Annotated in this window: 10 protein-coding genes and 1 rRNA gene; 2 read left to right on the plus strand and 9 right to left on the minus strand. The window is 44.1% G+C overall.

What is annotated here, in order from left to right:
- The 6 genes from obgE to ACQY2W_RS06970 all read right to left on the minus strand — a co-directional run.
- The coding region (gene obgE, locus ACQY2W_RS06945) for a GTPase ObgE (protein WP_428050728.1) at nt 1-1,083 on the minus strand (1,083 nt) is incomplete at its 3' end.
- A gap of 81 nt (nt 1,084-1,164) precedes the next feature.
- A complete protein-coding gene (gene rpmA / locus ACQY2W_RS06950) occupies nt 1,165-1,539 on the minus strand; it encodes a 50S ribosomal protein L27 (RefSeq protein ID WP_428050729.1) in 375 nt (124 codons plus the stop codon).
- A 37-nt stretch (nt 1,540-1,576) separates the two neighbouring features.
- The gene (rplU, locus tag ACQY2W_RS06955; protein WP_428050730.1) at nt 1,577-1,912 is read right to left on the minus strand and encodes a 50S ribosomal protein L21; all 336 of its coding nucleotides are present in this window, start codon (nt 1,910-1,912) and stop codon (nt 1,577-1,579) included.
- 91 nt (nt 1,913-2,003) lie between these two features.
- A complete protein-coding gene (locus ACQY2W_RS06960) occupies nt 2,004-3,029 on the minus strand; it encodes a glycosyltransferase family 2 protein (protein ID WP_428050731.1) in 1,026 nt (341 codons plus the stop codon).
- Complete coding sequence (locus tag ACQY2W_RS06965; protein WP_428050732.1) at nt 3,026-4,057, minus strand: glycosyltransferase family 2 protein; 1,032 nt, start codon at nt 4,055-4,057, stop codon at nt 3,026-3,028. Before ACQY2W_RS06965 ends, ACQY2W_RS06960 begins: the two co-directional genes overlap by 4 nt.
- Complete coding sequence (locus tag ACQY2W_RS06970) at nt 4,054-5,121, minus strand: glycosyltransferase family 2 protein (protein WP_428050733.1); 1,068 nt, start codon at nt 5,119-5,121, stop codon at nt 4,054-4,056. Before ACQY2W_RS06970 ends, ACQY2W_RS06965 begins: the two co-directional genes overlap by 4 nt.
- A gap of 68 nt (nt 5,122-5,189) precedes the next feature.
- Between ACQY2W_RS06970 and dnaJ the strand changes: the two genes are divergently transcribed.
- Nucleotides 5,190-6,299, plus strand: a complete 1,110-nt coding sequence (gene dnaJ / locus ACQY2W_RS06975) for a molecular chaperone DnaJ (protein WP_428050734.1) — start codon at nt 5,190-5,192, stop codon at nt 6,297-6,299.
- A gap of 61 nt (nt 6,300-6,360) precedes the next feature.
- On the opposite strand, the gene ACQY2W_RS06980 is transcribed toward dnaJ, so the two are convergent.
- The 3 genes from ACQY2W_RS06980 to ACQY2W_RS06990 all read right to left on the minus strand — a co-directional run bounded on the left by ACQY2W_RS06980 (nt 6,361) and on the right by ACQY2W_RS06990 (nt 9,634).
- Nucleotides 6,361-7,035, minus strand: a complete 675-nt coding sequence (locus ACQY2W_RS06980; RefSeq protein ID WP_428050735.1) for a type IV pilin protein — start codon at nt 7,033-7,035, stop codon at nt 6,361-6,363.
- A 1,006-nt stretch (nt 7,036-8,041) separates the two neighbouring features.
- Nucleotides 8,042-9,049, minus strand: coding sequence for a phytoene/squalene synthase family protein (locus ACQY2W_RS06985; RefSeq protein ID WP_428050736.1), 1,008 nt, complete (start codon nt 9,047-9,049; stop codon nt 8,042-8,044).
- Nucleotides 9,050-9,079: 30 nt separating this feature from the next.
- Entirely contained in the window at nt 9,080-9,634 is a 555-nt protein-coding gene (locus ACQY2W_RS06990) for a type IV pilin protein (RefSeq protein ID WP_428050737.1), read from the minus strand.
- 1,356 nt (nt 9,635-10,990) lie between these two features.
- Here ACQY2W_RS06990 and ACQY2W_RS06995 point away from each other — a divergent pair.
- A 16S ribosomal RNA gene (locus ACQY2W_RS06995) occupies nt 10,991-11,372 on the plus strand; the annotation flags it as partial.

Consider the following 11,372-nt stretch of genomic DNA (forward strand, 5'->3'; position numbering starts at 1 on the left):
GATATCGTCCTCGCCGCGTTCAATGGTAAAGATCGGCTCTACTTTATGAACAGCGGTTTTCTTTTCTTCCGGCACTATAATTTCCACCGGGGTAGCGGCCAGAATTTTGACAATTTCGTCTAATACGGCCTGCACCCCTTCGCCCGTGGCGGCGGACATCAAAAAGACTTTCTGTTTTTTGCATTTCTTTTTCAGCGTTTCGTATGCCTTTTTTGCCGACGGCAAATCCATTTTGTTAACGGCAATAATGCGCGGCTTTTGGGATAGTTTTTTGTCAAACGCTTTTAATTCTTTTTCAATTACTTTGATTGATTCTTCCGCACTCATACCGTCAAATCCGTCGGGATCCACGATGTGAAGTAGCACGCGCGTGCGTTCAATGTGCTTTAAAAATTGATGCCCGAGACCTTTTCCTTCGCTGGCACCCTCAATAATACCGGGAATATCGGCGGTAGCGAAACTCATTCCTTTGTGTAACGTAACGCCCAAGTTTGGGTTTAAGGTGGTAAAAGGATAATCGGCAATACGCGGGCGTGCCGCGGAAATGCGGCTTAAAAACGTGCTTTTGCCCGCATTAGGAAAACCGACAAGTCCTAAATCGGCAAGCACTTTTAATTCTAAAATTAACGTGGCTTCCTCGCCGGGTTGTCCGTTTTCGGCGATGTGCGGGGCCGTATTGTTTCTTGTCTTAAACGATTGGTTGCCGCGTCCGCCCATACCGCCTTTGGCGGCTACAAATTGTTGGCCGGGTTTTGTTAAATCAACTAAAATTTCGCCGTCTTGTCGCACGATCGTTCCGCACGGCACGCGTACAATGCGGTCTTCTCCGGCGCGGCCGGTTTTATTGTATGTGCCGCCCTTTTCGCCGTTTTGCGCTTCAATGTGCGGGTTGTAGGCAAGTTCTAATAAGGTGGTCAAATTGGGGTCGGCCTGCAAAATAATATCGCCGCCTTTGCCGCCGCAACCGCCGTTGGGGCCGCCGAACTCAATAAATTTTTCACGGCGGAAAGACAAACAGCCGTCGCCGCCTTTTCCGGCGGTAATGTAAATTTTAACACGGTCTAAAAAACTGCCTGATTGCATAATTCCTCTTTGGCGGCGCGGCCGATATTTTCAAAATAAAAAAGCGGCAGGATAGTCCTGCCGCTTTTTGTGGCCAAAAGATTATTTGTCCGCTTTTTTAGCAGCCGGTTTGGCGGCTTTTTTAGCGGGCGCCTTTTTGGCAGCGGCTTTGGGGGCCGCGGCTTTTTTAGCAGGCGCTTTTTTGGCTTCTTTCGTTTCCGCAACTTTGGGGTACACGGAAATTTGTTGTTTGCCTCTGCGGACCCATTCAAAGGTCACAATGCCGCTGACGCGGGCAAAGAGGCTGTCATCACTGCTGCGGGTAACGTTGGTACCGGGCAAGAATTTGGTACCGCGTTGGCGCACAATGATTTCCCCAGCGTTTACAAACTGGGAGCCGTAACGTTTAATACCTAAACGTTGGCCGTGGCTGTCTCTTCCGTTAGAGGAAGAACCTTGAGCTTTTGTATGTGCCATTGTTTATCTCCCAATTTATAACTGGATATCCGTGATTTTAATTTGCGTTAAGTATTGTCTGTGCCCTTAACTGGATATCCGTGATTTTAATTTGCGTTAAGTATTGTCTGTGCCCTTGGGTACGTTCGTATCCTTTTTTCGGGCGACGTTTATAGACAATCACTTTTTGACCTCTCAAATGTTTGACCACTTGAGCGGTGACCTTGGCCGTGTTAGCGGCTTTGGTATCTGCTGAGGTACCTTCTTCGTTGGCGGCCCAGAGAACTTTAAGTTCTACGCTGTCGCCGACCTTCGCTTCCAGTTTTTCAACCTGCAGATCTTGACCGGGTTTTACCCAGTACTGTTTTCCACCAGTTTCAATAATTGCGTACATAATTTTTTCCAGCGATTTCCCCAGTAGGGGAAATTCCGCTACTCTAATTATAGCATAAATGAGACAATTATGTAATTGATGAGTGCGCCTTCTAGCAACGTCTGGCAATTTGTTTTTCGTATTTGGTGCACAAATAGCGGTGCAACCCCGGACAACGGAAAACAGAACGCGCGAGCCTTCCGTTTAGCCAAGGCAACAATACCGCCATCTTGCCACATAAAGAAACAGAATCGTTACAAAAGAAATTTTTAGCGTTTTTCTTAAAACTTTGCCGCATTTTACGGAATACATCCGTATATTCATTGCGGATATCATAAAGCAAAATGGCCAATAATAAATCGGCTTGATTGTTCACAAGTTGTTGATATACAGGGGCTTGGGCCCGGTGCAAATTATGTTGGCCGATATAAATGTGAATCTTTTCCCAAACGCAATAAGCGTCTATATAGCGTTTTAGTTGGGGCCTGTGAGATGTGGATAAGGCACGCACCGCATGAATATATACAATATCGGAAGTGAAAGCTAAAAAATTTGCCAATTGGGCGGCGCGGAAAATAAAATCAATGTCTTCTCCTAAGGAAAGTTGTGTGTCAAACAATAGTCCTCTTTCAAACAACGCCCGCGCATACAGTTTGTTCCAGCACCATGGCTCGGTTGTGCTTAGCATATCTTCTAAAGAAAGATGCGTATAAGTTACGGGCAGGGCGAACTTCGGCGGATGAAGCGGCAGGGCGGTTTGATCGCTCACATTAGCCGCTTGTCCCCATGTAATTTCGGCCCCGGTTTGCGTATGCAAATCTAACAGGGTTTGTAAAGCATTCGGTGTGAGCCAATCATCTTGGTCTATGAAACCTAACAGGGCCCCTTTAGCGTGTTTAATTCCTCTGTTGCGTGCGGCGCAATTGCCTTGGTTTTTTTGGCTAATCACACGGATCCGTTTATCTTGGGAGGCATATTGCTGACAGAGAGTCAAACTGTCATCGGTAGAGCCGTCATCTACTAAAATCAATTCCCATGGTGCATGCGTTTGCTGTTGCACGCTTTCTATGCAGCGGGCTAAAAATGCGGCGCCATTGTATACAGGAACGATAAGAGAGATAAGAGATGCGTTTTTCATAAAGTTGCGCTTTTAGGGGCAATCCTTGCGTTAAATTGTTGGTGTAAAAAGGGATATAGCCACGGCAAGTGAAAAGTCCATTTGGCAACTCGTGGAAAGTATAGCGGAAACAATATAAAAATCTTGCCGGGCCAGCCCATGGGGGAGTTAAAAAGGATGTCTTTTAAATGATGCCGTAGCCACGTGCGGGTTTGTTGGAAAGAGTATATATAAGTTCCCCTTTTATCATATAAAATGACCGCCATTAAGAAAACACATAGAACGCCCACAAACATGCGTGTAATGGGGACAAGGGCTTTGTCTACATGTTTTCTTTTGGTAAAACTATAAATTTTATGCCATACATGAATATCATCTGACAGTTTATGCAGGGAAGGCGTATGGGTTATTGAATCAGGACGCATAAAATAGTAGTAAACGGTTTGTTTGGTAAACGCTACAAAATTAGCTTTTTGAAGCAATCGAAGGATAAAGTCCAAATCTTCAGAATAAGTTAGTCTTTCATTAAAGCGTAAATTTTGGGTAAAGAGTGAAGCAATATATATTTTGTCCACACAGAGCATGTTTCCTGTACAAAGTACATCAACTAAACATAGCCGCTCTTGGTCATTCGTTGGCAGATGAAAATGTGCAGGAATTCGAGAGCCTCTTGTTGTGCTATAAAGTAAGGATCCCCACATAACATCCGCGCCTGTTCTTTTGTGTAAATCATAAAGAGTTGAATAGGCTTGAGGGGGGATCCAGTCGTCGGAATCGACAAACGCCACAAAATCGCCTTGCATATTGTTTAACCCGGTGTTACGTGCTCCGGGCAATCCTTTATTTTCTTGGTGTATTATTTTAATACGGTTGTCTTTTTGCGCGTACTGTTGGCAGATTTCCAGGCTGTTATCGGTAGAGCCGTCGTCTACCAAAATAATTTCTAAATTTTTATAGGTTTGGGCCAAAATACTATCTAAGCACCGCGGCAAATACGCGGCTACATTATAGACAGGTACGATAACGGAAATCAACGGGATCTGGATCATAAAGGTTCTCCGCGGGCAACACGCTCATGAATGCCTCGTCCCCAATCGGGAGCGCGGGTAATAAATTGTTTTTTTAAGGCCGCGTTGATGAAAGATGTTCTAAGTATTTTTTTTGTTATTTTAGGGGACGGAACGGTGCATAAAAGGAAAGCTTTGCCGAAGAATGTCATAACAGACGTCGTGGAAATTAGTTTTTTATGTTGCAATAACCAATTCCGCAATTTATTTAATAGTTCAAGGTATTGGTTTTTTTTATCGTATATCATCAGGATCGTAAACAGTGTGTATGTAAAACTGAGAATATCGGTTTGAATTCTTTTATGTGCCCGTGGCAGATTGTTTTTTGCGCAAAATTCCAAAATATTTTGGCGTATCGCCATACCTTGCAAAACGTCGGAGATAGAAGGCCCATTGGATACGGAGTTCGAGCGTACTAAGTAATGATAAACAGGGGCCGTTGTAAAAGCCACAAAATTGGCCGCTTGTACTGCGTGAAACATAAAATCTAAATCTTCACCATAGGTATATTGAGTGGCAAATTGTACGCCTTTATTGAATAACCGTTTTATATATAACTTATTCCAACAACTAGGTTGAAGGGTAATCAGATAGTCTTCTTGTGAAATATGATTCCAATTGGTATTTGAGGAGAAATACAGCGGTTGCTCCTTCGGAGGGCGGCCATCTGCATAGTGAAAAATGATGTTGCCCCACGCAATATCTGCGCCTGTTTTTTGATGCAAATCAATTAAAATTTCATACGCATTTTCCGCCAGCCAATCATCCGGGTCCACAAAAGCCACAAAGTCCCCGTGCATATTGTCCAACCCCGCGTTGCGCGCGGCCGATACACCTTTATTTTCTTGGTGTATTACTTTAATGCGGTTGTCTTTTTGCGCATACTGTTGGCAAATTTCCAAACAGTTATCGGTGGAGCCGTCGTCCACTAAAATAATTTCCAAATTTTTATAGGTTTGTGCCAAAATACTATCCACGCACCGCGGCAAATACGCGGCCATATTATATATGGGTACGACGACGGAAATCAGCGGGGAATTTGTCATAGGGCTATTGTATCATTTTTACGAGGGTTAAAAAATTTAATAAAATATAAATGTACTAGATTTAATATATGCCTACAACCATGAAAGAAGATTATTATCAAATTTTAGGTATTGAGCGCACCGCGAGCGAAGTGGAAATTAAGTCCGCGTTTCGCCGTCAAGCGATGAAATACCACCCCGACAGAAACCCCGGCAACAAAGAGGCCGAAGAACAGTTTAAAAAAGTAAACGAGGCCTTCTCTGTGTTGTCTGACCCCCAGAAAAAACAAATGTATGACCAATACGGCCACGAAGGACTTAACGGCGCAGGCGGCTTTGGCGGTTTTAACGCCAACGGCTTTGGAGATATCAACGATATTTTCGGCTCTATGTTTGGCGACATCTTTGGCGGTGGCTTTAACCGGCGCGGCGGTAAACCGCGCGCCCAACGCGGCGAAGATTTAAAATTAGACGTTACCTTAACGCTGGAAGAAGCGTTTGCCGGTAAGGAAATTCCCGTAGAATATACGCGGTTGGATAACTGTTCTGCTTGCGACGGCTCGGGCGCGGCCCCGGGCAGCGCGCGCAAGACATGCCGCTCGTGCGGGGGAACGGGTACGGTAACTTACTCGCAAGGATTTTTCAGCATGCGCCAAGTTTGCCCCGATTGCGGCGGACGCGGTACGGTGGTGGAAAAGCCGTGTTCATCTTGCCGCGGCAGCGGAACAAAACGTGTGAAAGAAAACATCACGGTCAAAGTGCCCTCCGGCGTGCGAACGGGCGTTACGCTACGTGTATCTAATGGCGGGGACATCGGCACAAACGGCGGCGGCTTTGGCGATTTATATGTGGAAGTACACGTCAAAGACCATAAAATTTTCCGACGCGAGGGGGATGATTTAGTGTTGGACGCGCAAATTACCTATCCGCAAGCGGTGCTGGGCGGCAGTATCAAAGTGCCGACGATTGAAGGCAAAGAAATTGAAGTAGAAATTCCCAAAGGCACGCAATTTGGCGAAGTGCTGAAAATGCAAGGAAACGGCATGCCCAAGCTCGGTAAAAAAGGGTTTGGCGATTTGCTGATTAACGTAAAAATTGAAGTACCCAAAAAACCCACGGCCCGCCAGAAAGAACTTTTGGAAGAACTCGCCAAAGAAACAGGTGGCAAAAAAAGTTTCTTCAAAGAGTTGTTTGGGTAAAAATTTACACAACGCACAAAATAAATTACGGGCGTAACTTTAGTTGCGCCCGGTTGTTTTGTTATAAAGAATAAACACGTTCATAAGTGCCCTCACCTGTCAAAGTGGGAGCATGTATAATTTTTTCACAATAAGCACCTGCTGGCAAAGAAGAATCAAACGTAATGTTTGCTCCAATTTTTCTTTCTAAACATCTTATTTGGGGATTCAGGTTTGCGCCACTAGGCGACTGCAATAATATCTGAAAGCCGGCTCCTTGATATTTTCCGTTAGTCCGAAGCATATACACATTAAAGTTATGGCCGCCAGCGGTAGCATCTTCCAATTGTAAAGACCAATTTCCGTCGGACTTAGTATCTTGGGCGGCGGCGATAACTTTGGTATTTCCTGTTAAGGGAATATCTATAGAGAGATCGTCAAAGTGCCGTGTATACGAGCCGTTAGCCAAAAAATATTCCGTTTGTGCTTGGGCCACTGCTTTTAATAAAGTAAGTGCTTGTGTGGCCTTACTGCGCTCTACTACTTTTTGATATTGCGGCAACGCCACCGCGGCTAAAATGCCGATGATGAGAACGACAACTAATAATTCAATAAGCGTAAAGCCGCTGTTGCTGTTATAACAAATAAGGCCGTCATCCTGAACTTGTTTCAGGATCTCACCTTGTTGTCGTTTTAGAAAGCGGTGAGATTCCAAATCAAGTTTGGAATGACATATATTTTTATTTGTGTTTTTCATATGGTTGCTCCTTATATATTTTTGCGTCCCTTTATTATCGTTTTTTTTTTTGATTTGTCAAGTGCTTGGCGCACGGCCGTGAGGCCTAGGACCTCTGTAAGCTGATGATGTTATGTTCTACAAGGGGGATTTCGTGTTATTCTGCAACGCGTGCTTGCCGGGATCCTGCGGGCCGTCAAGCGGCCTAAAACCGCTGTTTGCTTTTGATGTTATCTTTCGCAAAAGGGGGACTTCGTGTTGTGCTGGGCTGGACGAAGAGATATGTGTGCCAGATTTTGCAAATTAAAATAATTTTTTTCTAGGCATCGGCGAAAGAATTTTGCAACACTCGGGTATCAGATTTTGCACACTAAATTGCCGTAGGACTAGGCACGAACGAAGGAGTAATACTGTAGGAACTCGCGCGTTAGCGCGGAAGTATGCGACTGAGTGAGTAAAACGATACGCGTGTATCAGATTTTGCAAACTAAAATAATTTTTTTCTAGGCGTCGGCGATTGAGCGATACGTGTGTGCAGAGTTTTTGTGTGAAATTTAGCGCAAGACTAGGCGCGAGTTTAGGAGGTATACTGTCGGAGCGCGCGCGTTAGCGCGGAGGTATGCGACCGAGTGAGTAAAACGATACGTGTGTGCAGAGTTTTTGGGTGAAATTTGCAGTGTGCCTAGGCGCGGAGCCCTGAAGCATACTTTTAGTGACGGCGCGTAGCGCCGCGGGTATGTGAGGGGCGACGCAACAACGGCACACTACAAATTTAACCAAAAAATAAACCCCCGCGTATTATTTCGGGGGTTTAGCTCATTGTCATGTTCATGTGACGTATGTTCCTCTTTCCGCCGGGGGCTCCGCATCCGGGTCTATGCGCAATCGGGGGATACACTGTACCCGCCGCAACTGCAACCAAGGACATCGGGCATTCCCTGCGTACTGTGTATTAACAGTATAAAGGTTTTTGTCAAAATTTCAAGGGGTAATTTTAAAATAATTTTTCCCGTCGGGAAAACAAAAATTATTTGTTGAATTTTTGCAATTTGCGGTTGAGCCACGCATCAAAAACGTGGTTGCTCAGCCACAAAGGCGGGGTGCAAAGCATTGTCAGATAAATGGTACTGCGCGGAATTTTGACGCGGTTTTTTACGTCTAACAAATTAGGGGTTTGGTGGAGTTTATACAGCGTGTCTGCCGCCCACAAAATCGGCCACGCTACGGCGGCGCGTTGGCCCGGTTGCGTTTTGGGCAGTAAACTGAAATATTTTTTACCGTCTTGCAAACGCGTTAACCCCCACGCAATCCATTTTTGTTTGACGGACTCAAAGCGCGTGCTGTTTTTTACGTCTGATAAATCGTTCGGCGTTAAGCCGATTTTTTGCAATTCTTCTTGCGGGAAATAACAACGCCCGATTTGTAAATCTTTGGGCAAATCGCGCAAGATGTTTACAATTTGTAAAGCATCCCCGATGTGGCGGCCGAGCTCAAAAAATGTTTCTTTATCGGTGTGAATTTTAGATGTGTGAAAAATTAACTGGCTCCAAAATTGACCCGGTTTGCCGCCCATTAAACGGCAATAATTTTCCAGTTCTTTGGCGGTTTGAAAAGCAACTGCGGGCGCGTTTTTTTCGTGCGGAAAAGTTTGCAAATCAATTTTCATCCCCTCGCAAACGGCGCGGGCGACTTCCAAAATAAACGGCTTTTGCTCGTCTGAAATTTTGTTAAACGCATCCAAACACGGACGCAAATTTTCAATGAGAATTTTTTCGTACGGGTTATCGCTGCCGCCTTTGATTTCGCGCGCGAGTTGCGTGATTTCTTCTTGCGGTTGGTTTTCAATGACGGACGGAAATTTTTTGATCCAATACAAGCGTCGTTCGGCGGGCAGTAAGGGCGTATCGGCAATCGTGTCGGCGTAGCGGCACAATAAATACGCTACTGAGAACGCCGGACGCATGGCCTGCGGCAATGCTTGCACGCTTAAATATAAACTGCGCGACGTGTTTTTTAACAACGTGTTTAGGTCCATATATATAAGGATAGCATTTATGGACGGGGTTTAGGGTAATTTGTAATATTTATAATTGGACTTAGGCCCGTCGGGGGTTAACGTCCCTCCGGTGTGAAAATGTGTGCCGCCAAAACTGCTGCACATTTTATTGGCGTTGGCATCGGTATCTTTTGCAATGCACACAGATTGATAATTGTTTTCCTCTATGCCATCCCCTGTTTCCAATGTGTACGAATACATAAAAGAATAATCTGTTAGACCGCATCGTATAACAGTGCCCCAGCCGCCTGGGCTCTTTTTTTGGATACAACAATATGTTTTGGTATCACGCGCGCAACTGGCAATGGGAGAGGTGAACGTATTAAATGTTAATCCGGCCGGCGCGTCTACGCTTAACTCATCAAAATTGTGTGGCCACTCGCCGTTTGCCAAGTGGTATGCTTCCATGGCTTTAACATACGGTTGCGCCATGCTACGTAAATTAGCAAAGCGGCTTTTATTGACGGCAAGCGTATATTGCGGCAATGCAACCGCCGCCAGTATGCCGATGATGAGAACGACGACCAATAATTCAATTAACGTAAATGCTTGTTTGTTTTTCATGTTGTTTGCTCCTTATATATTTTTTGCGTCCCTTTATTATCGTTTTTTTTTTTGATTTGTCAAGCCCTTCGCCAGGGCGGGCGTGAGGCCTCAAACCTCTTTAGGCGTGTGATGTTATCTTTTGCAAAGAGGGTCTTCGTGTTATTCTGCAACGCCCCCTTGCCGGGGGCAGGCATTTTGGGAGCCAACTTTTACTTACTTGTAGCCACACTATTTTTGCACTGTTGCTTTGCAACGCAACAACCTTCTCGCCGGGGCGGGCAAAGAGGCCTAGGACCTCTTAGGGCATAGGATGTTATCTTTTGCAAATAGGGACGTTGTGTTTGTCTGCAATAAAACAAATAAAGGTTGCCCGATCCGTTGCAATTTGTTATAATAAATACATAAACAGTAACGCAGTTTTGGGCGCAACAGAAACCGCGCCAAAATGCAACAAAAAATTGCAAGTTCTTTTTAATCGTGTCAAAAAATCTTTAAATCTCCGACGGAGAAAAAAAGAGTTGACAAATTTACACTAAACTGCTATACTATTTATATACGGAAACAAAAAAGGTTTGTTTCCATGGAAGTTTACAAGAGCCCTTTTTCCACTTTTTAAAAGGAAAAGAAAAACGGGCCTTGACATTTCTGTCTTTTTTTGTTAGACTATATAGGTAGTCTTAAATTGATCTTTGTAAAAGTAAAAAACTTCTGTAGTAAAAAGTAAAGTGCAAACAGAAAACTTTTCGGCAGCGAAACATCTCCTTATATTAGAAAAGGCAGCCGATGGACTGAGCCAAGCCGATCAAGTTAGTTTTGCAGTTTACATATATATATATAGATTTAATCTTATCCCTTCGGTCCTTAGCGGCCATGACCGGCTTGAATAACCAAGCGGTACAAAAAAGATTAAATGTTTCGTAGATTTTAAACTAGGCAGTAAGCAAAGCCGTTTGAAGTAAAACAAGAAAAAACTTGACAAACTTTAAAAAATATGCTTTAATAGTTGTGTAGTAAGAAATTGACAAGTTGAGCCGTTGAATTAAAAAAGACTTGACAAAGTCAACATTTTTTGCTATACTATGTTTGTAGCCGAGAGAAGTGCTACAAAAAAGAAGTTAAAAATTCCATTGCTTTTTTGAAATAAAGAAAAAGCAACGAGGAATTTTCGCTCTGTGAAAATTTGACAGCAATGTGCGAATGGGCGATTTGAACCGGAAAAACGCAAGTTTTACAGTTCAAGGCTCATTAAGTTAAGTCCTATACTTTTCAAAAATAGGACACCAAGTTAATTCAAACAAGTAGAGTCAAAAGTCAACAGCTCAATGTTAGCGATTAGTTGCCTTTAAACCGCTTGCGATTTAAAGGTAATTAATTCTAATGGAGAGTTTGATCCTGGCTCAGAGTTAACGCTGGCATCGTGCATAACACATGCAAGTCGAACGGGACTTTACTTTGTAGCAATACAGAGTAAAGTTTAGTGGCAGACGGGTGAGTAATGTATAAGAAACCTACCTCTGAGTGGGGAATAACAGTCCGAAAGGATTGCTAATACCCCATAACATAATGAAAAGGCATCTTTTTATTATCAAAGATTTATCGCTTGGAGATGGTCTTATATTCTATCAGCTAGTTGGCAGTGTAACGGACTACCAAGGCAACGACGGATAGCCGGCCTGAAAGGGCGACCGGCCACAAGGGCACTGAGACACGGGCCCTACTCCTACGGGAGGCAGCAGTGGGGAATTTTGGACAATGG

It is taken from the genome of Candidatus Avelusimicrobium caledoniensis, assembly GCF_902756455.1.
Lineage (GTDB): Bacteria > Elusimicrobiota > Elusimicrobia > Elusimicrobiales > Elusimicrobiaceae > Avelusimicrobium > Avelusimicrobium caledoniense.

Bases quoted from the DNA above. Each gene is read 5' to 3' on its own strand.
- rpmA (WP_428050729.1), bottom strand. From the start codon at position 1,539: ATGGCACATACAAAAGCTCAAGGTTCTTCCTCTAACGGAAGAGACAGC.
- rplU (WP_428050730.1), bottom strand. From the start codon at position 1,912: ATGTACGCAATTATTGAAACTGGTGGAAAACAGTACTGGGTAAAACCC.
- ACQY2W_RS06960 (WP_428050731.1), bottom strand. From the start codon at position 3,029: ATGAAAAACGCATCTCTTATCTCTCTTATCGTTCCTGTATACAATGGC.
- ACQY2W_RS06965 (WP_428050732.1), bottom strand. From the start codon at position 4,057: ATGATCCAGATCCCGTTGATTTCCGTTATCGTACCTGTCTATAATGTA.
- ACQY2W_RS06970 (WP_428050733.1), bottom strand. From the start codon at position 5,121: ATGACAAATTCCCCGCTGATTTCCGTCGTCGTACCCATATATAATATG.
- dnaJ (WP_428050734.1), top strand. From the start codon at position 5,190: ATGCCTACAACCATGAAAGAAGATTATTATCAAATTTTAGGTATTGAG.
- ACQY2W_RS06980 (WP_428050735.1), bottom strand. From the start codon at position 7,035: ATGAAAAACACAAATAAAAATATATGTCATTCCAAACTTGATTTGGAA.
- ACQY2W_RS06985 (WP_428050736.1), bottom strand. From the start codon at position 9,049: ATGGACCTAAACACGTTGTTAAAAAACACGTCGCGCAGTTTATATTTA.
- ACQY2W_RS06990 (WP_428050737.1), bottom strand. From the start codon at position 9,634: ATGAAAAACAAACAAGCATTTACGTTAATTGAATTATTGGTCGTCGTT.